At 50.8% G+C, this 25,395-nt stretch carries 15 protein-coding genes; 8 read left to right on the top strand and 7 right to left on the bottom strand.

The genetic code is table 11. From position 1 onward, the window contains the following. Positions 1 to 72: 72 nt before the first annotated feature. Together ACY2RR_RS06540 and ygeW are read right to left on the bottom strand one after the other, a co-directional pair. Positions 73 to 1,320 (bottom strand): YgeY family selenium metabolism-linked hydrolase, encoded by a 1,248-nt coding sequence (locus ACY2RR_RS06540; protein ID WP_490107336.1) that lies wholly within the window; start codon positions 1,318 to 1,320, stop codon positions 73 to 75. A 74-nt stretch (positions 1,321 to 1,394) separates the two neighbouring features. Beyond that, the gene (ygeW, locus tag ACY2RR_RS06535) at positions 1,395 to 2,588 is read right to left on the bottom strand and encodes a knotted carbamoyltransferase YgeW (RefSeq protein WP_490107335.1); all 1,194 of its coding nucleotides are present in this window, start codon (positions 2,586 to 2,588) and stop codon (positions 1,395 to 1,397) included. A 386-nt stretch (positions 2,589 to 2,974) separates the two neighbouring features. On the opposite strand from ygeW, the gene ACY2RR_RS06530 reads away from it, so the two are divergent. Next, positions 2,975 to 3,982, top strand: coding sequence for a hypothetical protein (locus tag ACY2RR_RS06530; protein WP_490107334.1), 1,008 nt, complete (start codon positions 2,975 to 2,977; stop codon positions 3,980 to 3,982). Between the two features lie 6 nt (positions 3,983 to 3,988). Here ACY2RR_RS06530 and ACY2RR_RS06525 read toward each other — a convergent pair whose 3' ends face one another. From ACY2RR_RS06525 to yqeC, 5 genes are all read right to left on the bottom strand, one after another. After that, a complete protein-coding gene (locus ACY2RR_RS06525; RefSeq protein ID WP_490107333.1) occupies positions 3,989 to 6,409 on the bottom strand; it encodes a hypothetical protein in 2,421 nt (806 codons plus the stop codon). Positions 6,410 to 6,720: 311 nt separating this feature from the next. Further along, a complete protein-coding gene (locus tag ACY2RR_RS06520; RefSeq protein ID WP_490107332.1) occupies positions 6,721 to 8,094 on the bottom strand; it encodes a DEAD/DEAH box helicase in 1,374 nt (457 codons plus the stop codon). 212 nt (positions 8,095 to 8,306) lie between these two features. Further along, positions 8,307 to 9,533: an L-lactate MFS transporter gene (locus tag ACY2RR_RS06515; RefSeq protein WP_490107331.1), complete on the bottom strand. Its 1,227-nt coding sequence runs from the start codon at positions 9,531 to 9,533 to the stop codon at positions 8,307 to 8,309. A gap of 231 nt (positions 9,534 to 9,764) precedes the next feature. Continuing rightward, on the bottom strand, positions 9,765 to 11,357 hold the full coding sequence (yqeB, locus tag ACY2RR_RS06510) for a selenium-dependent molybdenum cofactor biosynthesis protein YqeB (protein WP_490107330.1): 1,593 nt from the start codon (positions 11,355 to 11,357) through the stop codon (positions 9,765 to 9,767). A gap of 36 nt (positions 11,358 to 11,393) precedes the next feature. After that, positions 11,394 to 12,245: a selenium cofactor biosynthesis protein YqeC gene (gene yqeC / locus ACY2RR_RS06505; protein WP_490107329.1), complete on the bottom strand. Its 852-nt coding sequence runs from the start codon at positions 12,243 to 12,245 to the stop codon at positions 11,394 to 11,396. Here yqeC and ACY2RR_RS06500 point away from each other — a divergent pair. From ACY2RR_RS06500 to ACY2RR_RS06470, 7 genes are all read left to right on the top strand, one after another. Then, positions 12,234 to 12,962: an NTP transferase domain-containing protein gene (locus tag ACY2RR_RS06500; protein WP_490107328.1), complete on the top strand. Its 729-nt coding sequence runs from the start codon at positions 12,234 to 12,236 to the stop codon at positions 12,960 to 12,962. The two genes, yqeC and ACY2RR_RS06500, sit on opposite strands and share 12 nt — an antisense overlap. Before the next feature lie 377 nt (positions 12,963 to 13,339). Next, positions 13,340 to 15,247 (top strand): sigma-54 interaction domain-containing protein, encoded by a 1,908-nt coding sequence (locus tag ACY2RR_RS06495; protein ID WP_490107327.1) that lies wholly within the window; start codon positions 13,340 to 13,342, stop codon positions 15,245 to 15,247. A 448-nt stretch (positions 15,248 to 15,695) separates the two neighbouring features. Next, positions 15,696 to 18,797, top strand: a complete 3,102-nt coding sequence (gene ygfK / locus ACY2RR_RS06490; RefSeq protein WP_490107326.1) for a putative selenate reductase subunit YgfK — start codon at positions 15,696 to 15,698, stop codon at positions 18,795 to 18,797. A gap of 87 nt (positions 18,798 to 18,884) precedes the next feature. Next, positions 18,885 to 20,210: a putative aminohydrolase SsnA gene (gene ssnA, locus ACY2RR_RS06485; protein ID WP_490107325.1), complete on the top strand. Its 1,326-nt coding sequence runs from the start codon at positions 18,885 to 18,887 to the stop codon at positions 20,208 to 20,210. 119 nt (positions 20,211 to 20,329) lie between these two features. Next, complete coding sequence (locus tag ACY2RR_RS06480; protein WP_490107881.1) at positions 20,330 to 21,664, top strand: NCS2 family permease; 1,335 nt, start codon at positions 20,330 to 20,332, stop codon at positions 21,662 to 21,664. A gap of 29 nt (positions 21,665 to 21,693) precedes the next feature. After that, complete coding sequence (locus ACY2RR_RS06475) at positions 21,694 to 22,473, top strand: FAD binding domain-containing protein (protein ID WP_490107324.1); 780 nt, start codon at positions 21,694 to 21,696, stop codon at positions 22,471 to 22,473. 3 nt (positions 22,474 to 22,476) lie between these two features. Next, positions 22,477 to 25,377, top strand: coding sequence for a molybdopterin-dependent oxidoreductase Mo/Fe-S-binding subunit (locus tag ACY2RR_RS06470; RefSeq protein ID WP_490107323.1), 2,901 nt, complete (start codon positions 22,477 to 22,479; stop codon positions 25,375 to 25,377). The last annotated feature ends 18 nt before the right edge of the window (positions 25,378 to 25,395 follow it).

The raw sequence follows: 25,395 nt of genomic DNA, 5'->3' as shown, positions 1-25,395 counted from the left end.
ATCACTTCTGACCAGGGCCATTGATGCAGTCACAACATTACTCTTCGACCGGGGTATACGTTACTTATCTAATTACTTGGCAGTTTTGTGCAGGTACATCAGCGGAATCACTGCGTACATAGCGGCACAATCAACCAGATCCTGCTTCCAGGTCTTCTCATTCGGGAAGTGAGCTTCTGCTTCTTTACCTGGGCCAAAACCGATGCAAGGAATACCGTAACGACCCATGATGGATACGCCGTTAGTAGAGAAGGTCCACTTGTCGGTACGTGGCTCCTTGTCGAACAGCAGACGATAGCTGTCTTCCAGGGATTCAGTCACAACGTGCTCGGAATCGATCTTCCATGCTGGGAAGTAGCACTCAGTTGGGTAAACCAGACCGGTGTAGGCAGGACGATCGTAGTTATACATGGAAACTTCTGCACCGGCAGCCTTAACAGAAGGCAGACGACGGATTTCTTCCAGAGCACCTTCCCAGGTTTCACCCCAAGTCAGACGACGGTCGATGGATACTGCGCAGCTGTCAGCAACTGCACAACGGCTTGGGGAAGTGAAGAATACTTCGGATACAGTCAGGGTACCCTTGCCCAGGAACTCATCAACGTGCAGGCATTCGTGCAGAACCTGCAGGTCATTCAGGATTGGGCCCATCTTGAAAATAGCGTTGTCACCACGCTCTGGAGCAGAACCGTGGCAGGAAACACCAGCTACATCGATGCGGATTTCCATACGGCCACGCTGACCACGGTAGATGCCGCCATCGGTAGGTTCGGTGGAAACAACAAACTCAGGCTTCAGGCCATCTTCTTCAATGATGTACTGCCAGCACAGGCCATCGCAATCTTCTTCCTGAACGGTACCGGTTACAACCAGGGTGTAGTCGTCTTCCAGACCCAGATCTTTGATAATCTTGCCAGCGTAAACCATGGAAGCCATACCGCCTTCCTGGTCGGAAGCACCACGACCACCGATCACTTCATCATCTTCCATGCCTTCGTATGGATCGAAGGTCCAGTTGTCCATGTTGCCCACACCAACGGTGTCGATGTGTGCGTCCATAGCAATAACGCGCTTACCGTGGCCGATGTAGCCGAGGATGTTACCCTGAGGATCGATTTCAACCTTGTCGAAACCAACCTTTTCCATCTCTTCCTTGATGCGCAGAACAACCTTTTCCTCATCGCAGGATTCGCTTGGGATAGCGATCATGTCCCGCAGGAATTTGGTCATATCGGCTTTGTAGCCTTCTGCTTTTTTCATTACCTCAGAGAAAGGAACCTTCTCCATAAAATCTTTGGAAACATTTGCCAGTTTGGTCATTGTCTTTATTCCGTCATTCTTTTTGAATTGGCTTCGGGCATACACCCGAAGCCTTTTTGTGAGGGTCTGGAGGATTAAGCGTCCAGCTTGCGATCCTGATGCTTCTTCTGCAGAGCTTCCAAAGCAGCGGCTGGGTCTTTGAACTTACGGTTGAAGATCATGGAAGCGATGATGAATGGCTTCCAGCCAGCTTCCTTGTAGGTGTCTACCAGGTACTTATTGAATACGCCTTCGGTCACTTCGCCTTCTTCACAGGAAACGCCGGTGATGTCCGCAGGCAGGCAGTGCATGTACAGAGCTTCGCCATCTTTGGTCTTGCTCATCATGTCTTCGGTGCAGTGCCAGTCTTTGTGCTGAGCGTTCTGCTCCAGGCACTTCTTCTCCAGAGCCTTCAGGCCTTCCTGATCGTTGGCGTACAGCAGTTCAGTACGCTCGCCCATTACCTGATAAGGAGCCCAGGACTTTGGATATACAATGTCAGCGCCTTCGAAAGCTTCTTCCATAGTCGCAACCTGAGTGAAGGAACCACCGCTGGCTTCAGCATTTTTCTTGGCAGTTTCAACAACTTCAGGAATCAGGTCGTAACCTTCTGGATGAGCCAGAGTTACATCCATGCCGAAACGGGTCATCAGGCCGATGATGCCCTGAGGTACAGACAGAGGCTTGCCGTAGCTTGGAGAGTAAGCCCAGGTCATAGCGATCTTCTTGCCCTTCAGGTTTTCCAGAGAACCGAACTTCTCTTTGAGCCATGCCAGGTCAGCCATAGACTGAGTTGGGTGGTCGATATCGCACTGCAGGTTAACCATGGCAGGACGGGAAGGCAGTACTTCGTTTTCCTTACCGAAGTCCAGGGAGTCAGCCACTTCACGCATGTACTTGTTGCCGTGGCCCAGGTACATGTCATCACGGATACCAACAACGTCTGCGCAGAAGGAGATCATGTTGGCAGTTTCACGGGTAGTTTCACCGTGAGCAATCTGAGACTTGCCTTCATCCAGATCCTGAACAGCCAGACCCAGCATGTTACAGGCAGAAGCGTAAGAGAAACGGGTACGGGTGGAGTTATCACGGAACAGTGATACGCCCAGACCGCTGTCAAAAACCTTGGTGGAAACGTTGTTGTCACGCAGGTTCTTCAGAGCTTCGGCCACCAGCAGTACGCGCTCAAGTTCTTCAGGAGTTTGTTCCCAGGTCAGCAGAAAATCTTTTTCGTCAAGCTTGGATTCCAGATCGCGAATTTCGGCCAGCAGGTTGTTCAGATTGCTCATTACTTCTTTTCCAATTCTTCTGGTTTAACTCTTTGCCTGCTGAACCCAAAGCGCATCAGCGGAAAGAGTGAGGAGTGGGCGTGGCACCCGGGAAAAGAGAACAGCAACCGGGAACCGCCTTCTGACCTATACATAACAAATAGCGTGCCAGAGATTCCCATACACCAAATTAATTTTATAAATCCTTATTTTTCATGCAGTTACAACCAATCAAGCATAAAGGGGAGCCTTGAGGAAATATGATCTCAGTCAAAGAGTTGAATACGTGCCTCTCACTTCATCTATCAGAATGATATGACCAGCTGCGAGAGAAAATCAGAATGGGAATTTTCTACAACGGAATAGTGTGGCTATGCTGACAAGATGAAAAGTTGCAGGAATATATTATGATCAGGACGATCGCCACTCTTCTGGCTATTTGCCTTGCCCCATTATTACTTTCCACAAGCATCTCAGCTGCCCCTCTTCCTAAAGGGGATTATCTGAAATACTGCAGCGACTGCTCTATCGACTCAAACACTCAGGAAATGACCTGTAACTGTAAGGATGATTCCGGGCAGGTGTTTGAACAGACTGTGGACTTAACTGTCTGTGAAGATGGTAGGGTTCAATTTAAGAGCGGATTTTTATTCTGTAATAACAGTGTTCCCGGTGAAGCGCCATCTGGCAGCCAGAAACCAGTTCCAACGCCTAAGCCAAAACCCAAGCCAACTGCACCAGTAAAGCCTGATCAGGAAGAACCTCTACTACCTCTCCCTGAACCTGATGAACCAAAGCCTGAGGAAAAGGAAAACTCCGGATCGGGTTCGACTAATGATTCAGAATCTACAGAGGGCTCTGGCTCTGCTGACGGCTCTGGATCCGCAGACGGTTCAGGTTCGGGTGACGATTTATTAAAACCAGAACCTGAAGAGCCTAAACCCATGCTGGATGTTAATGGCATGCCTATTGGGGACTATAAGAAGTATTGCTCTTCCTGCTGGCTGGAAGCAGGTCGCATGAACTGCAACTGCCGGGTAAAGAGCGGTGAAGTGAAAACGTCTATCGCTCTTGATCAGTGCAAAGGGGAAACAGTGACCTACGCCAAGGGCTCGCTGATTTGTGAGTCTGTATTACCTAAGGTTTTGAGACATGGACAATGCAAAGAGTGCCAGATTGTCGGGAATACTCTGAACTGTATCTGCCCAAGAACACCATGTCAGTGGAGTAAAGAAGATATTGCCGATGGTCGGCGAGACAGAAAAACAACTCTGAAAGCTGCCCGTTATTGTCAGCAGAACATTAATAACTGCAATGGCAAACTGCGCTGCGGAAAGTGCGGCCCCTTCGACTACGCCGAAGAGTACCGCCGTCCTTATCGCGGCAAGCAGTACTATGCGACTTGCCCGCATTAATAATATCTATGGATCAGGGAAGACGGGTATATGCCTTTGTTCGTCTTCCACTTCACCTTCATTTTCCAAAAGAATAACATTCGAATTTTTCTTGGTCGCGGCATGCACGAGCCTTGTAGGACTGCCACCATCACTGTCAATCAGATAGATCTCTCCAGTCTCGGTAACTTCTATTAACCGAAAGGGTGGGACTTCATTCAATCCTGCAGCCTCTGCAGCCGTAGTCTTTACCTTCAAACGAGGAGGCTTAGCACCACTCGCTGCCCAACGGCTTAATTGATCAGCAGGTCCACCCCCGCTAAGAGCACCAACACTATCTGCCATCATATCTCCCATAACTTGAATATCAGGCACCAGATAGATTCCGGGAAGAGCGTTTCCTTCCTCAGGCAACCCTGATCTATAAGCATACAACCTGTCTCTAACGACCCGCATGATTTCCTCAGCTCTATGTGCGTCAGATTTAGCAAGCGAGTCTGTTAAGCTCAAATCCAAAGGCATTGTGTAGGTTTTGACTTTCCTGCCTCCCCCCTGCCTGCCTTCCAAAGCTATCTTCACTTTCATCTGACGGATATCTTTGCGTTCTATATTGTTCTCAGGTGCAAGATCAACCTCGATAATAGCCAGACGGTCTCCTTCAAACACTTCTTCCTGATATTCTCGCGACTGGGGAACGCCGAAGATACTCCACGTTACCTTCAACAACTCCCGTGGGCTGTCTGGTTCTCGATCATATTCCTGTTGTACATGCACATTAAACGGCCTGCCAGTACTTGAAGCCTCAACAACCACTCTTTTGGAAAAGCTCAGAAAGCCATCATCTTTTTCGTGCTTTGCCACCAAGTGTTCGTAGGTAATTTGCTCTCCATCCCCCAGAGTCAGCACATGAGTATGAAGAGGGTTCGTATACCAACCTACCTTGATGGCAAACCACTGGCATAATGCCCGTCCACATATTTTCTTTGCCTGGAGCTGACTTAAATCTTTGATATCAGCAATCTTTTTACCTCGGGCTACACCTCTTATCGTGTCTTTTTCCCTTCGTACTTCGCCAGTACGTGCTTTCTGATCAGGTTGTCCCAAAGAGTCAACAACATCCCCGCCTTTTGTTTTGGAGGGGCTACCAGAATGAACTGGAGTTTCCACTGTAGTTTTAGATTCGAAAGTGGTTGTGTAGGGGGTGGAATCTAAAGGTCTCCCCCCTTTCTTCAGCGGAGTTTTTTTGCCGCTCGCATGCTCCTTGCCTCTGGAAGAGCCTGCTGCAGTAGAATCTGACTCTAAGTCACCCTCTGAGCCCTTCAAAAGAGAATCCTCTTCTGTCGCTGTTACAACCTCCTCACTTTCCGTACTCGGAGGGATGAAATCAGAACGAACAAGCTGTTCGCCCTCAGCAAAAGTGACCCTTGGCCCATCTTTATCAACTTCTCTGGGGAGCGTTGGTGAAGTGTCTTTCTCTAACGATGATGAAGTCGCCAGCGGTGGAGAAACAACTTCTGGAGGCGTTGGCTCGTGAACCACCTGTAAAGTAGGCGACGGTGATTCTGACTCTCTGGAAGGTGTTGGAGATGCTGATGCTCTGAGGAGGGCTTGCTCTGCCTCGACTTGCAACTTGCTTAGAAGCTCAGGGTCTTCCTTCACCTTAGTCTGAAGAGCTTCCATCAGCTTCTGGCGTGTACATTCTATTCCCTCGCAAGTCTGTATCGCTTCCTGAAGCTCCTTATCTGTAGTTTTAACCAGAGTATCAGCTTTTTTGCTAGCATCTAACAAAGCTGTAGCTTCAGTTTCCAGCCCTTTTCTCTCTTCCTGCAGCGCCTGAGTTTTAGTGTCAACATCCTTGATACTTTCTTCATTCGCCGTGACTTTACCTTGTGCCTCGGTTAGCTTTCCTTCTGCATTGGTTTTGCTTTGATTCTTTTGATCCCTCTCTCTCTGTGCCTCCGTTAAGCGTTGGTCAGTTTGCTGTAGTGTTTCGAGTTGCTTAAGCAACTGCAGATATTGCTCTAACGTTAGCCCCCACTTTTCCCATTGATCCTGAAGCTGTTTCACTTCAGCATTTTTATCATCAACCAGTCCCTGAGCAACCCCTCTCCTTCGAGCATACTCATCCTTTACTAACTTCATTGCCTCCTGCTCTTCTTCGTCCAAAGACTCTAAATTCCCCTGGAGTTTATGAACCATCTGCCTCCCTCGGTCCAATTCTCCCTCAATACTCTCAATTCTTTCTTCAGTCTGTTGTTTTGTAGCATCAAGATCTTTTTGTGCTGTCCAGTACATACCAGTTTGAATCTTCTTAACCAACCCCACAGGCACTGAGACAGGAACCTCAAGGGATGGCAAGCTCGAACTACTCTCCCCCTCCATCTCAGATGTATGCACCGAACCTGCCGAAGTTGAGCCTCCATACTGAGTCTTGGACCGAGTGCTCATGCTCATCCCCTCTTCCGTTGCATAAGAGAGGTTCGTAACAAGAGATAAAGGAAGGAGGACGGCTGCAAACAACAGCAGTAAACGACGCATAACTTCGACCTGTTCTACGGGAAGTTCAGAAAGGAGCCCCCTCTAGGATCTTTACTTCGTACAACCATTAATGGCTGTGCCGGGGGGAAAGCGAGACAGGTATAGTTGCTAAAAGCGTTTTTTTCCAAACGAGAATTTTATTTTTCTGCATTCAGAGTGAAAAGCTGCTGCCAGACGTTCTGGCAGCAGCACAAGTTTTGCAAAGAGGTGTTGGGGAAAGGTCAGGCTGGGGTCTTGCTGCGGTTAGCGGCAGGGCGGCGTCTGCGATTTCCCTGACGAGGTTTCAGCCCTGGCTGTTCACTCTTTCCACCACGATTGCCGGTATGCTTTTTATTTTTCCCGGCTGGTTTGTGCCCTCTGGAATTTTCACCTGAACGCTGACCGTCACTGTGTTCAGTTTTTGGTTTTTTAGGCTTTTTCGGTTTTATCGGGCGGAGATCCAGCTTGGATTCCGGCAAGTTATGAACAGGCTCAAAACCCTCAATATCTCTGCGTTCCAGCAGTTTCTTTGTCAGTCGTTCAATGTCAGACAACAATTTGAACTCATCTGCGCATACTAGAGAGATTGCCGAACCTGTTGCTCCAGCACGGCCTGTACGACCAATTCTGTGCACATAGTCTTCAGCAACCTGGGGCAGGTCAAAGTTCACCACCTGAGGTAACTGATCAATATCCAAGCCTCGGGCAGCAATGTCTGTTGCCACCAGCACCCGGAGTTCTCCGCTTTTGAAATCGGCCAGTGCTTTTGTGCGTGCGCCTTGACTCTTGTTGCCATGAATCGCCGCAGTATTCAGGCCATAACCATCAAGGTATTTTACAAGCCTGTTGGCACCATGCTTGGTTTTACTGAATACCAGTACCTGTTCCCAACGGTTGCTGGTAATCAGCTTCAGCAACAGAGCCGGTTTCTTCTTTTTATCTACTGGATGGATCCACTGCTTTACAGTTTTCGCGGTGGCATTGCGTGGGGTAACAGAAATCTCAACAGGGTTATGAACAATGGTTTTGGCCAGCTCACGAATGTCATCGGAAAAAGTGGCTGAGAACATCAGGTTCTGACGTTTCTTGGGCAGCAGCGCCATAATCTTGCGAATATCGTGAATAAAGCCCATATCCAGCATACGGTCGGCTTCATCCAGAATCAGCACTTCCAGATTATTGAACTTCACCGCGTTCTGATTATACAGATCCAACAAGCGACCAGGGGTAGCTACCAGAACATCAACTCCACGGCGCAAACGCATCATCTGCGGATTAATCTTCACGCCACCATAAACAACAGTGGATGTAAGAGGCAGGTGTTCACTATATGCCTTAACACTGTCGCTCACCTGAGCGGCTAGCTCACGGGTTGGTGTGAGAACCAAAGCCCGGGCCTGATTGCCTTTTACCTTTGATCCTTTGGATAGAAGTTCCAACAGTGGCAGGGTAAATCCGGCGGTTTTACCGGTACCAGTCTGTGCGGCAGCCATTACATCTTTACCCTGCAGCACAGCAGGAATCGCCTGGGCCTGTATGGGTGAAGGGGTTTTATAACCCTTATCTTCAACCGCTTTGAGAATAGGGAGGGATAAGCCCAGGGAAGCAAAGCTCATAGAGTCGCCTGTGTCAGTAAAAGAAAATCAATACCCCGCCTTTTGGCGGCGGTGCAGCTTACAGGAGTTTCAAGGCCTGTACTATTGTGGCATCAGCAGAACAAATAGCCATTTCAGCCAGATATATTCCTGCTGAAACAACTATCCATAAGAAAGCCCCCGATACCGAAGTATCGGGGGCTTTCTCTGGAGAAGCTGAGCTAAATCAGTGATCAGGCAGCAGCCAGAACACCTTTCTGCTTCAGCTCTTCAACGTTAACTGGCTTGGTCAGGAACGCCATGGCACCTGCAATACCCAGCATTACCGCGGATACAGTGTAAGCGATAGCGTAGGAGCCAGTTGCGTCAACAACCATACCAGCCATAACAGGACCCATGAAGCCACTGATACCCCAGGCGGTGTAAACCACACCGAAGTTGGAGCCGTAGTTCTTCATGCCGAAGTAGTCGGCAGTCATGGATGGGAAGATGCTCAGCAGCGCGCCGTAGCCAACGCCAGCCAGAGCAGCGCCCAGTACGAAGCCCATTTCAGTAGTCAGGTTCGGGAACAGAACCATGTTGCCCAGCTGCAGAGCGATAACCAGCATCAGGGTCTTAACACGGCCGATCTTGTCAGACAGCATACCCATAACGACACGGCCACAGGTGTTGAATACTGCCAACAGGGATACCAGGTAAGCCGCTTCGGTGATGCCACCCTGTACAGCAGCGATGCTGGTGATGTTACCAATCAGCATCAGGCCTGCGGAGGAAGCGAAGGAGAACATGATCCACATCATGTAGAACTGACGGGTCTTAACCATTTCACGCCAGGTGAAGTTATGGGTGTCAGTCTTACCGGCTGGAGCTTTGTAGCCAGCAGGTACTTCAGCTTTGTAGTCTTTTGGTGGGTTAACGATGGTGCAGGCCAGAGGTACGGCAACAATCAGAACGCCAATACCCAGGTACAGGAAGGCACTGTTGATACCAACATTAGCAATCAGAGCGTTAGTCGTTGGGGCCAGGTACAGAGGAGCCATACCGAAACCACCAGCGATCAGGCCGTTAACCATGCCTTTCTTGGATGGGTGGAACCACTTCATGGCAGAAGGGCTCAGACAGGCGTAAGCAAAACCGATACCGGTACCAACCAGGACACCGAAGGTCAACAGCAGAGCCAGAGGAGTAGTCGCGAAGCTGGAAGCAATCATGCCCAGGCCAACCATGGTGGCACCGGAGATTACCAGGTTACGAGGACCCATACGGTCCTGCAGGTTACCGGCGATCAGTACGCCAGCTGCGAAAGTTACGATGCCGATTGTGTAAGGCATACCTGCATCAGCATTGGACCAGCCCATCATGCTTACGAGAGCTTTGCTGAATACACTCCAGGCGTACAGAACACCCATGCACAGGTTTATGCCGACTCCGGCAAGAAGAATCTTAAAAGCGCGGTTCATTATTATCTCTAAGTGGTGGTAAATCGAAACCTGCCAGGTAGAGGCTTTTGGCAGCGTTTAATGTGTGCCATGAGAATAGGCACACGAAGCGTGGGACTATATAGAGCCTTCTGAGTGATGAATGTAAGGTTTTTTCACAAAGCTATTAGTGATTTCACCTAGCATCAATGATCCGCACAGGTTTTGCCTATGCAGACCCATTAAAAAATAGAAATATTCTTCAACTACTGTTTAGTTCGTGCGGCGAAATGTCATTACAGCTTCCAGTACTCCACCGGCAACAGCACGGGCTTTATCCGAAACCGTAAGGTGGTCTGCATCCTCTCCACGAGGGTCAATATCTCCCACCTTGAAACCAGACGTTACTTCTAATCCGCCATTCAACATACCCCGAACTTTGCCAGCGATACGCGCAATAACATCTTCACCGTTCACTCTTGCAAGCAGGTCACCCTCAGAAACGATATCCCCGATCTTAACGACAGGTTCCATAACTCCATTACTTGGCGCTCGAATAACCCGTTCTTCCCCATAGCCACCAATAACACCTGGTATACCTGTGTTTTCAGCAGCCGGACCGTTAGTAATCGCTCGTCCAAGGTTATGCCCACGTTTGGTTTCTACCACAACGTCAACATCTTCCCCTGCACTGAAGCCTGGGCCGAGAGCTACCGTCAGAGGTGCCATATCCCGGTTTGTTCCAGTATTACGCTTAGCCAGAATGGCATCCACCAGCACAGCAGGTTTCAACTGACGAAGAGTGCTGCCCTCCGGATCGACAAACACTGGAATTTTGCCAGCTTCGATCAAACGCCAGGCCTCAGAAACAGACGACGCCTTAACAGCAGTTATACCTTCAACCTCAATACTGTCCTGATAAAGAGCCTGAGCAAAAGACACTGTCGTACGAATCACCGTGGGCTTGGCAATATCCAGCATGGCAACCTGGAAGCCGCTGTTGAATAAACGCACAGCTGTACCGGTAGCGATATCACCCGCCCCCCGCACAACAACCAGATTACCGCCGCCATTGCGGATACCTTTGCGCATCGCCTGACCGCTGCGATCATTTCGCTCCATCAAAATTTCAGCCAGTATACTGACCGCAATTTCCATAGGCGTCTCGGCACCAATATCCAGTCCAACAGGCGCTCTGAGGTTGGCAACAACTTCCTCACTGACGCCCCGTTCCAACATACGCTGCTTCAGGGTTTTTACCTTGGTACGGCTTCCCAGCAGAGCAATGTATGCAGCGGAAGATTCAATAACTGCGCCCAGGCCATCGGTGTCTTCATGGTTGGTAGCAACCAGTACATAGCAACTGCTGTCGATTTCAAGAGTTGCCAAACCTTCAGCCATGGTCTCGCCATATACAAGATGGGTTCCCTGAGGAAAATGCAAAGCATCCAGACTTGGCTGGTAGCTGTCTACAACCGTGATATCAAAACCCATATCACCAGCAAGTTTTGCTACGGCCCGATTCACATGACCGCCACCAGCAAGAATCAGGCGGGGTTTGAGACCATGCACGTCTATATGAACGGTCATGGCACCTGCGCAATCCATATCCAGAGAGTTTTTGCCTTTGCGGGTCAGGCTACCCTCAACCGTTCTTGGTTTACGTGCCTGAATAGCTTCTACCGCCTGGTCGGTCACATAACGTTCGACCAATCCTCCACCAACAGTACCAATGGCAGTGCCATCACGACGAACAAGCATCTGGGCAGAGTGCCTGGGCGCAGAACCTTTTGTGGAAACAATAGTAGCAAGAGCAAAAGGAGTATTACTTTCAGTTAAGCGGGCAGCTTCGGCAAACAGATTCATAGTAATCCTGACATCTTTCCAATTTGATACTTGTTTTCAGTGCCGGTTAAAAACACTTTCCAGAGCTCTGTCGGTGGATTGCAGAGCCCCTATCACAGCAGTATCAATACGGTGACTGTACAGAAGAGCTGTCTGGCACATCACCCGCGCCTCAGCCCAGTCGTACTCATCTTCAACTTTATTAATCAGCCAGCACACTCTGGCTGAAGCGGGAACCTCTCCAAACAAACCTTTTGTGCTGTTCAGTAAACGAATAAGGGCAAAGTCATTAACCGGCTCCCCTTCAATCTGGCCGGTCAGTTTCTGGAACAATGGCCAGCGGTGAATCACTTCCGGGCCTGCAGGTGCAGCCAATCCATCCCAGCCGGTTACGCCAATAACCAGATCACAACCAATTGGCAGAACTGGTTCACCAGGTTTGGGAGCTTTTAAGGGTTTTGCTCGGGCACCGTCGGCTTCGACCAGAACCACATCACAGATATCGTTTGTTACCCAGCTAAATGGATGATGGGTATCCACTGCCGACAATTTGGCTGGTTCTTCCGCACAGGGGTTACCAACAATGCGGATCTCCCCCTTAGAAAGAGTCTGAACAGAATCAGGGGTAGAGATGGGATAGTGGCTGGGGCGATAAACTTTTGTAGTGGTTGTGACAATAACCCGCAGACCTTGCTCGGCCAGCTCATCGGCCAGCCCATACATCAGCGTGCTCTTTCCTCCGGCTCCTGTGATCGCGATAATGCGTTCAGCGCCTTTTTCAAAGAATGAAGGCAGCGCAAATGCCCCACTGATATTTCTTTGATTTTTGTCAGAAAGGGGATGCTTTCGATGATCTATTTGAGGCTCTTCTTGAGAGTTGAGCACAGGGGCTGTGCGGTGAACAGACATTCCAAAACCTCCCAGAATGCGACCTGTGCTGCTGAGCAACAGGCTTTTGGAAAACAGGATTTCGAGGGGCCGACATCTGAATATCCACAACCGGTGGACTGCGTTGTTCTTGCGGCCGGGCTCTCATCCCGTATGGGGGAGTGGAAGCTACAGCTTCCTCTCGTCAATAAATCTCAATCTCTTGGCGACAAATCTGAGGAGCAACACACGATTCTGGATTGCTCCCTTGCCAATGCCCTCTCGTTCTGCCACAGGGTGATTCTTGTAACCGGTCACCGCAGTGATGAACTTTTTGAGCGGTACCAGAACCAGGACAATATTCATCTGGTCTTTAATCCTGATTACCGGCAGGGGCTAACCAGCTCGGTTCTCACCGGCCTCGCTCATGTCTCTTCTGACTTTGTCTTTATCACTCATGGAGACCTGCCCTTTCTGAACCGGCAAAACTTTAGCGACCTCTGGTCAGCGAGAGCCGAAGCGGCTCGTAAAAAGTGTGCAGTTTTTCCGGTTTGTAATGGTCAGTCAGGCCATCCTGTTTTAATAACGAACTCAATGATCCCGGCGCTGCTAAATGCCGATCACAACAACCCGATGAAACAACTCTTAAAAGATGATTGTATTCATATCCCGGTATCCTCCCCCGAAATATACCGGGATATCGATACACCTGAGGCTTACCTTGCCGAAACAGGAATATCGCTGGGCGTACAACAATGATTCAACATAGATCTTAAAAGGCATTAGCTATTCTTATGAATTTTTCGTGAGAAAAATAAATACATTCACAAACTCCATAAGAACAACGACCAGACCTATTACCTGAAGACCAGCGCTCGGGATCATTTGAGAACAATTAATAAATATTAGAGCCAACCATAAGCGTCAACATCAAAATGATTCCAGCATGATTTAAATCAAATAGACTTTCTTATCTTTCAAAAAACTAGGCATGTCATCATTAAAAAAACGACACATTGCCATAAGTCATAGTTCAATTTTCATTACTAATTACATTTAATGTTATCCCACAGTCACTTCACGTCCCCGTCACCGTTTAGTCGATGAGTGTCGCAGTCTGTGGTCAGGAGCCTTGCTTGCCTCACAATCCCTCATCATCTGTACTGATGACGGTTCAATCGACAGCAACCCGATGTGCTCAGGTGCTGTCTCGTATTATGAAGCTGGATGTTGAACTCTATGATGAACGTATCATCAAGGTCGCCGACACCGGTGGTAATGCGTCTGGGCAGAAACCTTCCGACTGTCTGATATTGAAGAAAGTACTGAATACACGGCAGCCGCTGACTGTCCGCAATACGGTATCCGACCCTTTATGTCACCAGTGTCGTCGTTTTGTGGATTGCAAAACCCACAGAAAATCCCTGGCCATGATGGTCATGCCGCTGACGATTGGTGATCCAGATGACAGCGGTGTATCACAAAGCCCAAGTACTCTTGATATCACAAAATCCGAAAGCCGCTGCATTGGTGTCACCAGACTCTCCTGTCATACAGAGGAACAGCGCAGCCAGTTACTGAAGAATTCCGGCACACTGCAGGCTTACTGCAAAACCACTACACGCCTATATTTGAACCAAGCCTGCAAAGAGTCACAGAACAACCTGCAGGCAACCAGCAGATTCCAAAATGACACCCCGTGGGCTGAAACCCTGCCCCTGATTGCCAACACTCTGCAGCAGGGACTCATGCTTTTCAGCTCTCAGGGCAAACTGGAATACATTAACACTGCCGCCCGCCAGCAACTAAAACTTCCCGAAAGCGAGGGCGCTCTACCAGATATCAGCACCCGGCCTTTTGGCCTGTGCAACAGCACAGGCCGTGCGGAAACCCATTATGTTGTCACCTACGATGGCCAGGATCGCATCATCCCCGGCCAGCAAACGTCGCTGGGCGATTACCGCCTACTCTCTCTAGGACTAGCGCAGAATCAGCAGTCCACCACTGAGACTCCCGACCACACTCGAGTAGTGGGCAACTGCGAACAAATTCAAAAGCTGCTCAAGCAGGTTCGCCGGGTAGCAGACAGTCCTTCCAGCGTTATGATTCGTGGTGAATCCGGCACTGGTAAAGAAGTGTTTGCCCGTGCAGTTCACAGTGCCAGCCGCCGTGCGGATAAACCTTTTATTGCTATCAACTGCGCGGCTATTCCTGAACAACTGCTGGAGAGTGAACTGTTTGGCTATGCCAAAGGCGCATTCACCGGAGCTAATCAAAAAGGCAGCGAAGGCCTTATCCGTCAGGCAAACGGAGGCACTCTGTTCCTGGATGAGGTCGGCGATATGTCTCTTCACCTTCAAGCCAAACTTTTGCGGGTTCTTGATCGCCGGGAAGTTACTCCCGTAGGTTCTTCACAGGTCTATCCGGTAGACATTCGTATACTTTCCGCGACTCACCGCGACCTTGAAGACCTGATTGAAAGGGGCGAATTCCGGGAAGATTTGTTTTACCGACTGAACGTTGTCCCCCTTGATCTGCCGCCACTGCGGGAGCGGGGAGAAGATATAGATCTGTTGATTGAGCACTTTCTTGCTTATCACTCAAAAGCTCTGGCACGGCATCGCCCGGCTCTTGAACCCAGAACCATGGCCTGTTTGCGCAACTGGCGGTGGCCAGGAAATATTCGAGAACTGTCCAATATGATCGAATATCTTGTGAACGTTGCCGACCCAACCCTTCCGGTAACCACAAACCTGTTGCCAGCTCGCATGCGGGAACATTTTGTTCAGACAAAAACCGATGGCTCAGCCAGTCTTGAGCATCGCGCAAGTCTGCAGGAAAGCGATTTACCAAACCCTTATATGGCAGCAAGTGACGACCAGCTAAATCTCGAAGCTCTGGAAAAGAACCTTATCAACCAAGCTCTGGATCGTTTTGCCAATCATCACGATACCAAACAAAAAGCAGCCAAAGCTCTTGGCATAGGCATCGCAACTCTTTACAGAAAAATCAAAAAATATGATCTAGAGGATAAAACAATTTAACTTTATCAATATTAATTGAATATCAATATGAAAACTGTCGCCTTTAACAATTATCAGTTCGATATGAAAAACCCGTTAATGAAATTCATTATCAACAAGCCAATAGAAATATTAAAAACCTGATTAATAGCGATATAAACAGGTTAATAATCAGAGCGTAAAACCGTGAAACCATTAAAAAATCTGAAAACAACCCATGTATTTATTGCTTCAGATCATTTGAATAGAACTTACACCATCAGACATCTGCCTGATTAATAATTTTGGCAAGTGACGTGCAAGTATCAAATAAAGTTAACGCCATAGATTTCCATCCTGCTTGATAAATAAACGGCAGGTAATGAACAACAACCCAGGGGGCCTGGTTTAAAACCAGCAGGGGCAAGCGGTACACCCGAGTATGGTTCCGCAGCTCCTTTCCCAGACCAGATGACAGGAGCGTTTAATCATGGGTGATATCATGCGCCCGGTTCCGTTCAGCGAGCTGCTGAAACGAATTACCGGGGAATTCCGTAAAACTCAAACTCTGTTTGGCATCCCTGCACGACAGTTCTTCCGCAAGAATAACACTGGCAAGATCCGTGTTTTCGGCGAAGCCTGTGCAACTCCAGTCGGCCCGGCTGCTGGCCCTCATACCCAGCTGACCCAGAACATTATTACGTCCTGGTGCACTGGTGCCCGTTTCATCGAATTGAAAACAGTACAGAAACTGGACGAGCTGGAAGTGTCCAAGCCCTGTATTGATTCCGAAGACGAAGCCTACAACTGTGAGTGGTCTACTGAATTCACTCTGATCAAGGCTTACGACGAGTACATTAAAGCCTGGTTTATCCTGCACGCTCTGGAGGAACTGTTCGACCCTCAGATGGGTGGCGAAAAGACCTTCATCTTCAACATGAGTGTTGGTTACGATCTGGAAGGCATCAAGACTGCGCCAATGCAGTTCTTCATTGATAACATGCTTGATGCGTCCAGCCATCCTCTGCTGGAACAATACCGTCAGGAACTGACTGAGTGGCTGGAAAGCCCTGAGTTCCTGTCCACCTTTAACTGTGCAGACCGTCTGGAAGAGCTGCGTAAGGTTCCTGCCCGTGTTCCGTCACAGATGTGCAAGTCCGTGACCCTGTCTACCATGCACGGCTGCCCACCTGATGAAATCGAAAAAATTTGTCACTACATGCTGACAGAAAAGGGGATCAACACCTTTGTAAAACTGAACCCAACACTGCTGGGCTTCGAAAAGGTTCGTGGCATTCTCGACCATCTGGGCTTCACCAACATTCACCTGAAAGAAGAATCTTTCACTCACGACCTGCAGCTGAACGATGCTCTGCCTATGCTGGAGCGCCTGCTCAAGGCTGCAAAAGACCATGGTCGTGGATTTGGTGTAAAGCTTACCAACACTCTGGGTTCCGTTAATAAGAAGGAATTCCTGCCAGACGCAGAGATGTACATGTCTGGTCGTGCGCTGTACCCACTGACTATCACTGTTGCAGCGACTCTGGCTCGCGTATTCCAGGGCCAGCTACCAATGTCCTACTCCGGTGGTGCATGGAAAGGCAACATTGCTGACATCTTCAATACTGGTATCCGTCCTATCACCATGGCAACCGACCTGCTCAAGCCCGGCGGTTACCTGCGTTTGAAGGATTGTGCAGAAGCTCTGGAAAAGACTACGTCCTGGGGCATGGACTGCATCGACGTGGAAGCTGTTGAAAAACTGGCTGCTCGCGCCACCAGCGGTGAAGACCCTTACACCCGTAAAGACTGGCACGATACGCCAAACCGTAAGGATGGCGAGTCTCCACTAACAGACTGCTTTATTGCTCCCTGTAAAGAAGCCTGCCCTATCAGCCAGGATGTTCCTGAGTACATTCAGCTGGTTGCCGAAGGTCGCTACCGTGACGCTCTGGCTGTTATCTATTCCAAGAACGCTCTGCCAGGTATCACTGGTCACATTTGTGATCACCAGTGTCAGTACAGCTGCACCCGTCAGAACTATGAAGGCGCGGTGAAGATTCGCGAATTGAAGCGCATCGCTCTGGAAAATGGCTGGGAAGAATACAAAGCTGGCTGGACCAAGCCTGACCTGAACAGCGACAAGCGTGCTGCCGTTATCGGTGCTGGCCCTGCTGGTCTGGCTTCTGCCCTGTTCCTGTCTCGCGCTGGTATTCCAGTGACTGTGTTTGAGAAAGAGCCTAACGCTGGCGGTATTGTTAAGAACGTTATTCCTCAGTTCCGTCTGCCAGAAAGCGCTATCCAGCAGGATATCGATTTTGTTGCTGAGCACGGCGTACAGTTTGAGTTCAACTGCTCTCCAGACATCAACGTAAACTCCCTGAAAGAAAGTGGCTTTGACTACGTTGTTCTGGGTGTTGGCGCTGAGAAAGGCAACCCAATTCGTCTGGAAGGTGAAGGCGTTAACGTCATCAAGTCTCTGGACTTCCTGCGCACCTTTAATAAAGACCGCGCCAGCCTGAACATCGGTTCCCACGTTGCCGTTGTTGGTGGTGGTAACACCGCTATGGATAGCGCCCGTGCTGCTCTGCAGGTTGAAGGTGTTGAGAAGGTCACTGTCTTCTATCGCCGTACCGAAAACGAAATGCCTGCTGACCGGGAAGAGTACGAAAACGCCTGCAAGGATGGCGCGGAATTCCGCTTCCTGAGCAACCCTGAAGCAATGGCGCAGGGCGAACTGACTTGCCGCACCATGGTTCTTGGTGAGCCAGATGCCCGTGGTCGTCGCAGCCCTGTTGCAACCAGCGCTACAACTTCTCACAAGATCGACACCCTAATCTCCGCCATCGGCGAGCAGGCTGACCGTGACATGCTCACCGCCATGGGCATCCCCATGGGTGAAGATGGCTGGCCAACGCTGTCCGACAGCATGGAAACTGCTGTTGAAGGTGTATTCCTCACTGGTGACGCAGCCACTGGCCCAGCCACTATCGTGAGCGCTATCAGCGGTGGCCGTAAAGCAGCCGATGAGATTATGGCTCGCGAAGGTATCACCCTGCCTGAGTTCACCATCCCGGAAAGCAACCACGCCGACGCTATCTACAGCAAGAAGGGTGTGATTCCGCTGACTGAGATTGATGAAAAAGATCATCGTCAACTGGCGGCCCGCGAAGCGACTCGTTGCCTGGAATGCGAGCACATCTGCACCAAGTGCGTAGATGTTTGCCCTAACCGTGCCAACGTATCCATCCCTGTTCCTGGCTTTAAGGATGCCTTCCAGGTTGTTCACCTTGACGCTTACTGCAACGAGTGTGGCAACTGTGGCGCGTTCTGTAGCTACAAGAGCCTGCCTTACAAGTCCAAGCTGACCATCTTCAGCCTGCAGGAAGATTTTGATAGCAGCACTAACACGGGTTTCCTTGTGAAGGAAGGCGATGTTCAGGTGCGCTTCAAGGGTGAAGAGTTCCGTCTGTCTATCAATGCAGATAGCCAGCTGGACGGCATTATCCCTGAAGGTGCGGAAGACATGTGCAAGGTGCTGACCCACGTTCACCGTGAGTACCGTCACCTGCTCGGACATGTGATTCCCTAAAGCGAAAGAAACCTGTTGGGTTACGGCGTTTCGCGTCTAACCCAACCTACGCAGCGACAAAGCAAAAGAATTCTAGGAGGAAGCGCAATGCTTCTGATTAAAAACGCGACAGCTGTCGAGTTTCATCCCGCCAAGGTGACCGAAGGCGTGGATATTCTGGTTGAGAACGACCAGATCAAAGAGGTTGGCACCAACCTCAGCACTGAAGGTGTGCTGAAAACTATCGATGCCACTGGCAAGCTGGTTTTCCCCGGCATTGTTTGTGGCCACCACCATTACTACTCCGGCCTGTCCCGCGGTGTAATGGCGAATATTGACCCTTGCCCGGACTTTATCTCCACCCTGAAAAACCTGTGGTGGCGCATGGACCGGGGCTTTGATGAAGAGATCGCCTACTACAGCAGCGCTATCTGTTCCCTCGAAGCCATCATGTCCGGCTGTACTTCCGTTATCGATCACCACGCCTCTCCAAGCTACATCAAAGGTTCCCTCAAGACTCTGCGCGAAGGCTTCCTGCTGGCCAACCTCCGTGGTATGACCTGCTACGAAACTACTGACCGCAACGAAGGCATGAAGGAAGTGGAAGCAGGTGTTCAGGAGAACATCGACTTCGCCAACTTCATCGACAAGACCAAGAAAGAAGATCCTTCTTCTTATCTGGTGGAATCCCATATCGGTGGACACGCGCCGTTTACCATTCCTAACGATGGCCTAGGCCTTCTGGCTGAAGCCTGCAAGGAAACCAACCGCGGTCTGCATATCCACGTTGCAGAAGATATTTATGACTGCTCCCACAGCCGTCATCACTACGGTCAGGAACTGCTGGCACGCCTGGACAGCTTCGGTCTGCTGAACAGCAAGAGCGTGATCGGTCACGGTGCCGGCTTACTGGATTCCGATATCGACCTGTTGAACGAGCGTGATGCCTTTTTGCTGCACAACGCCCGCTCCAACATGAACAACCACGTGAAGTACAATAGCAATCTGCCCAAGTACAAGAACGTGGCACTGGGTACCGACGGTATCGGCGCCGATATGTTTGAAGAACTGAAGTTTGCCTTCTTCAAGCACCGTGACGATGGCGGTCCCATGTGGCCTGACAGTTTCCTCAAGTTCCTGAACAACGGTAACGAGCTGCTGGCCCGTAATTTTGGCGCTCAGTTCGGCCGCCTGGAAGCCGGCTACAAAGCTGACATCGTTGTTTATGACTACAACAGCCCAACGCCTCTGTGTGCAGACAACCTGCCAGGCCACTTCGCCTTCGGCATGAACAGCACCGGTGTACGCACTGTAATCGTGAACGGCAAGGTCAGCTACGAAGACTTTGAATTCCCATTTGATGTCTCCGACATCTACGCCAAAGCACGGGTCGCCGCTGAGCGCCTGTGGAAAAACATGGACGCTCTGCCCTAACCGGCAAAACCAAGGAGCCCCCGGTTAACGGGGGCATCAACTTCCAAGACCAATTTCACTAACTATCTCAGGGGGACAACATGGGTAAAGCTGACACTCTTCAGTCTGATGTTCCCGCCATGGACAGCCAAGAGCTGACATCCAAAGGCGGAGAATCCCTTCTTGAGACGCTGTTTCAACTCAAGGCTCACGGCACCACCGTTAAAACCGAGGTGATTGCCGGCTTCACCACGTTCGTAACCATGTGCTACGTGGTTTTTGTTATACCCGGCATGCTCTCCGCAGCAGGAATGGATTACGGGGCGGTCTTTGTTGCCACCTGTCTGATATCTGCCATCAGCTGCATCATAATGGGCTTATTTGCCAACTGGCCTGTTGGCCTGGCACCGGGCATGGGTTTGAATGCCTTCTTCGCATACGCCGTCGTCCTCGGCATGGGACACTCCTGGGAATCTGCCATGGGCGCAGTCTTCTGGGGCGGTATCGGATTTATGCTGCTGAGCCTGTTCAAGGTTCGGGAGTGGATTATCAACAGCATACCCAACAGCCTACGCATCGGTATCACTTGCGGCATTGGTATGTTCCTGGCTCTGATCGGCCTGAAAGGCTCCGGCATTGTAATTGCCAACCAGGGCACGCTGGTTGGCCTGGGTGATATCACCGCCTTTGCACCAGTGATGGCCAGCCTCAGCCTGTTCCTGATTCTTGGTCTGGCACAACGCGGCAAACAAGCGGCTGTGCTTATGGCCATTGTTATTGTTTCCCTGATTGCCCTGGCCGCTGGTGATGTGGAATACACCGGCCTTGTTTCCATGCCTCCCAGCATGGAACCGGTTCTCGGTAAGCTGGACATCATGGGTTCCCTTTCCCCAGATATGATCGGCGTCATCGTTGCCTTTATGTTCGTAAACCTGTTCGACACTACCGGCACTCTGATTGCTGTAGGTGACCGCGCAGGCCTTGCTGACAAAAACGGCAAAATGAAGAACATGAGCCGCGCCATGATCACCGACGGAACCGCATCCTGGATTGGTGCTGTTTTTGGTGCTCCAACAGTAACCACTTATGTTGAGAGTGCTTCCGGCGTAGCCGCAGGTGGCCGTACCGGCCTCACCGCTGTTGTTATCGGCGGACTGTTCCTGCTGACCCTGTTCCTCTCGCCTCTGGCCGGCATGGTGCCCGGTTATGCGACAGCTGGCGCCTTGATTTATGTCGCCATTCTGATGATGGGCTGCATGGCCAAAGTGAAATGGGATGACCTCACCGAAGCCGGCCCCGTAGTAATTACCGCCCTGATGATGCCTCTGAGTTTCTCTATCGCAAACGGCATCGCTCTCGGCTTCATCTCCTACCCCCTGATCAAACTTCTTTCCGGCCGTCATCAAGAGTGCAGCATCAGCATCTGGATTCTCGCTGCACTGTTCGCCATGAAGTTTGTGTTCTTTGGGGTGTGACCCGTTTTTTGTGATTTCAGGAGAGAAACATGACTGATTTCTTTAAACCCGAGACGCTGGCTGACGCGCTGGCTCTCAAGCAACAGCACGGCGACACCGCCTGCTGGCTGGCCGGTGGTTCTCATATCAACGCCGGCTACAACAAGAGCAAACCGACCAAGCTGATCAGCCTGGAAAATCTGGACCTGAACACCATCGTCGTAAACGACAGCGACTGCGTGATTGGTGCCATGGTGACTTTGCAGGAAATGATCGACAGCCCTGCTGTTCATAACGATCTGCAACAATCCATGAAGCTGGTGTTTAACCGCAACATCCGCAACCAGCGTACTCTGGGTGGTGAAATTGCCAACGGCTGTTCCCGCAGCCCAGTTCTGGCAGCTCTGCTGGCAGCCTGTGCCAGCATCACTCTGGTTGACGAACGGGTCATGTCCGTTGAGCAGTACCTGCAGGAAACCAGTAAAGACCTGATTCTCAAGGTGTCCGTGCCCTGCAACTTGAAAGCCCTCAAGGTTCACAAGGTTGCTCACACCGCTGCCGCTGATCCTGTACTGACCGCCGCTGTTTGTCATCAGGCAGATGGCAGCTGGGGGCTGGCGCTGTCTGGCGTTGCTGAAAAACCTGTACGCCTGCGTGACGCAGAAGCTCTGCTGAGTGGCGAGAGCGAAAGCGATGTACTGGCCAAGACTGTGGCCGGTGCCATCTTCCCGGAATCAGATTTCCGTGCCAGTGCAGACTACCGTCGTCGTGTAAGCGGTGTGATTATCGCCCGTCTCGTAAATGAAGCACTTGCTGGTCAGGGAGAATAAGTAATGGCTATCAGTTTTACTCTTAACGGCAAGCCTGTCACGGTTCAGTCTGACGCTGGCATGTCTGCCCAACTGTTGCTGCGTGAGCAAGGCCTGAACTCTGTTCGTAACAGTGATGACGGCTACGGCTTTGCTGGTTCCGATACCATTCTTCTGGATGGTAAGGCCGTAAACGCCACCATGCTGATTGCCGCTCAGCTGGAAGATCGTGAAGTTGTCACTGCAGAGTCTTTAAACGTCTACGGTGAACTGTCTGCCGTTCAGTCCGCCATGATTGATGCTGGTGCGGTGCAATCCGGTTATAACGATCCAGCCGTTACTCTGGTTCTGACCGATCTGCTCAAGCGCAACCCTGGTGCCAGCCGTGAAGAAGTGACCGATGTGCTGTCCGGTATCTTCCTCCGTGAAAGCGCCTACGAACAGGTGTTCACTGCGGTTGAGATTGCCAAGGAACGTCTGACTAACCCTGAGTACACCACTCAGGTGGCAGAAGAGTTCAACAACACTTTCAACCGTGAACTGCGTCACGTTGGTAAAGTCACCCGCAAGGTTGATGCTGCCCGCACTCTGAAAGCAGAAGCTGCGTTCGTAGAGGACTTCGTTCCTGCCAACGCCTGCCATATGAAGATGCTGCGCAGCCCTCACGCTCACGCTTACATCAAGAACATTGATACAGCCGCTGCCGAAGCTCTGCCTGGCGTAGTGAGTGTAATCACTTACAAGAACTGCCCAGATGTGTACTTCACCCCTGGTGGCCAGACTGCCCCGGAGCCTTCTCCACTGGATCGTCGCCTGTTCGGTCAGAAGATGCGTCACTACGGTGACCGTGTTGCTGCTGTTGTTGCCGAAAGTGTTGAAATTGCTGAAGAAGCACTGAAGCTGATCGAGGTTGAGTTTGAAGTGCTGAAGCCGGTGATGTCTGTTGACGAAGCCATGGCTGAAGAGGCGCCTATCGTTCACAAAGGTCTGATCAGCTACGGTGCTGGCGCTCCTGCCGATCTGGATGAACAGAACGCTGATACCGACGAACGTGACGGCCGTATCCACTTCAACTTCCCATTCGGTGGCGAGCCTCGCAAGAACATTGCTGCCCGTGGCCATGGCGCTATCGGTGATATCACCCAGGGCTTTGAAGAAGCCGATCTGGTTATCGAGCGTACTTATGAGTCCAAGCAGGCTCAGCAGTGTCCACCCGAACCTCACCTGTGCCTGACTTATATGGAAGGCGATCGTCTGGTAGTTCGTGCCGCCACCCAGGTGCCATGGCACGTTCGCCGTCAGGTTGCCCGTATCCTTGGTATCAAGCAGAACAAGGTTCACGTTATCAAGGAACGTGTGGGTGGTGGCTTTGGTTCCAAGCAGGATATTCTGGTTGAAGACGTTTGCTCCTTCGCCACTTACCTGACTGGTCGCCCTGTTTACTTCCGTCACACCCGTGAAGAAGAGTTCATCGCGACTTCTACCCGTCACGTTGCCAAGATCGACATCAAGTTGGGTGTGAAGAAAGACGGCACCATCACTGCCGCTGAAGTGGATTACCGCTTCAACACCGGACCTTACGGTAACCACTCCCTGACTGTTCCCAGCAACGCGCCAGCACTTTCCCTGCCGCTGTTCCGCTGCCCGAACATCAAGTTCGAGGTGACCACCTACTACTCCAACATTGTGCCTACTGGCGCATACCAGGGTTACGGTGCGCCTAAAGGCAACTTTGCCCTGCAGATGATTATTGCCGAAGCTGCTGCTGAGCTGGGTATCGATCATCTGGAAATGGTGAAGAAGAACCGTGTTCACGAAGGTGACGAACTGACTCTGCTGGGCAAGGTTGGCGAAGGCAAGATGCCAAGCCGTATTCCTTCTGCAGAGAGCTGTGCACTGGGTGAGATTCTGGAACGTGGTGAAAAGTCTCTGGGCTGGAATGAGCCTAAAGCCGAAGACCCAACCAAGCCTCATATCAAGATTGGCCGTGGTGTTGCCACCATGATGCAGAAGTCTGGTATCGCTGATATCGACCAGGCCAACGCCACTGTAAAACTGACTTCCGACGGAACCTTGATTGCCCACTCCGGTGGCGCTGATCTGGGTACTGGTCTGGATACAGTAGTTACAAAGCTGGTTGGCGAAGTGATGTGCACTGACCTGGACGATATCCACGTTATCTCCGGTGACACAGACCATTGCCTGTTCGACAAGGGTGCTTACGCGTCCAGTGGTACCTGCTTCTCCGGTAATGCTGCCAAGCTGGCCGCTGAAGACTTGCGTGATCAGGTTCTGAAAGTTGGTGCTGAGCGTTTGGGCGAAGCCGTTGAAGATGTAGAACTGGTTTACCCCGGTGTCGTTAAAGGTAAAACCGGTTCTATCAGCTTTGCTGAAGTCGCTCACTTTGCGGAAAGCGGTGCCGGTTGCGGCATGCTGCAGGGCAAGGGCAGCTTTATCACTGACAAGTTTGCCTTCCCATACGGCGCGAACTTCGTGGAAGTGGCTGTGGACACTGAAACCGGTGAGATTGAACTGCGTAAGTTCCACGCTCTGCTGGACTGCGGTACGCCAATCAACCCTGAGCTGGCTCTTGGTCAGGTTTACGGTGCCAGCATTCGTGCGATTGGCCACTCTCTGTCTGAGTGTGTGCTGTACAACGATGAAGGCCAGGTGGTGAATGCCAACTTTGCTGATTACGGTACGCCGGGCATTGGTGATATTCCTAAGGACTTCCGTGCTGAGCTGGTCGCCAGTGATGACAAGATTGGCCCTTACGGTGGTAAGTCTGTGTCTGAGATTGGCGTTAATGCAGCCGCTCCTGCGATTGCCAGCGCGATTCACGACGCTGTGGGCGTATGGATTCGTGAGTGGAACATCACTCCTGAAAAAGTCCTGAAAGCCCTGGATGAAAAAGCTGTAGCTTAAGCAAAAACATTAATAGCC

Source organism: Parendozoicomonas sp. 2304DJ65-17 (assembly GCF_058148445.1).
This window is presented reverse-complemented; position numbering and strand designations above follow the sequence as displayed.

What these genes read in the sequence shown, in the direction of transcription:
- ACY2RR_RS06540 (WP_490107336.1), bottom strand. Translation starts at nt 1,320, where the DNA reads ATGACCAAACTGGCAAATGTTTCCAAAGATTTTATGGAGAAGGTTCCT.
- ygeW (WP_490107335.1), bottom strand. Translation starts at nt 2,588, where the DNA reads ATGAGCAATCTGAACAACCTGCTGGCCGAAATTCGCGATCTGGAATCC.
- ACY2RR_RS06530 (WP_490107334.1), top strand. Translation starts at nt 2,975, where the DNA reads ATGATCAGGACGATCGCCACTCTTCTGGCTATTTGCCTTGCCCCATTA.
- ACY2RR_RS06525 (WP_490107333.1), bottom strand. Translation starts at nt 6,409, where the DNA reads ATGAGCACTCGGTCCAAGACTCAGTATGGAGGCTCAACTTCGGCAGGT.
- ACY2RR_RS06520 (WP_490107332.1), bottom strand. Translation starts at nt 8,094, where the DNA reads ATGAGCTTTGCTTCCCTGGGCTTATCCCTCCCTATTCTCAAAGCGGTT.
- ACY2RR_RS06515 (WP_490107331.1), bottom strand. Translation starts at nt 9,533, where the DNA reads ATGAACCGCGCTTTTAAGATTCTTCTTGCCGGAGTCGGCATAAACCTG.
- yqeB (WP_490107330.1), bottom strand. Translation starts at nt 11,357, where the DNA reads ATGAATCTGTTTGCCGAAGCTGCCCGCTTAACTGAAAGTAATACTCCT.
- yqeC (WP_490107329.1), bottom strand. Translation starts at nt 12,245, where the DNA reads ATGTCTGTTCACCGCACAGCCCCTGTGCTCAACTCTCAAGAAGAGCCT.
- ygfK (WP_490107326.1), top strand. Translation starts at nt 15,696, where the DNA reads ATGGGTGATATCATGCGCCCGGTTCCGTTCAGCGAGCTGCTGAAACGA.
- ssnA (WP_490107325.1), top strand. Translation starts at nt 18,885, where the DNA reads ATGCTTCTGATTAAAAACGCGACAGCTGTCGAGTTTCATCCCGCCAAG.
- ACY2RR_RS06480 (WP_490107881.1), top strand. Translation starts at nt 20,330, where the DNA reads ATGGACAGCCAAGAGCTGACATCCAAAGGCGGAGAATCCCTTCTTGAG.
- ACY2RR_RS06475 (WP_490107324.1), top strand. Translation starts at nt 21,694, where the DNA reads ATGACTGATTTCTTTAAACCCGAGACGCTGGCTGACGCGCTGGCTCTC.
- ACY2RR_RS06470 (WP_490107323.1), top strand. Translation starts at nt 22,477, where the DNA reads ATGGCTATCAGTTTTACTCTTAACGGCAAGCCTGTCACGGTTCAGTCT.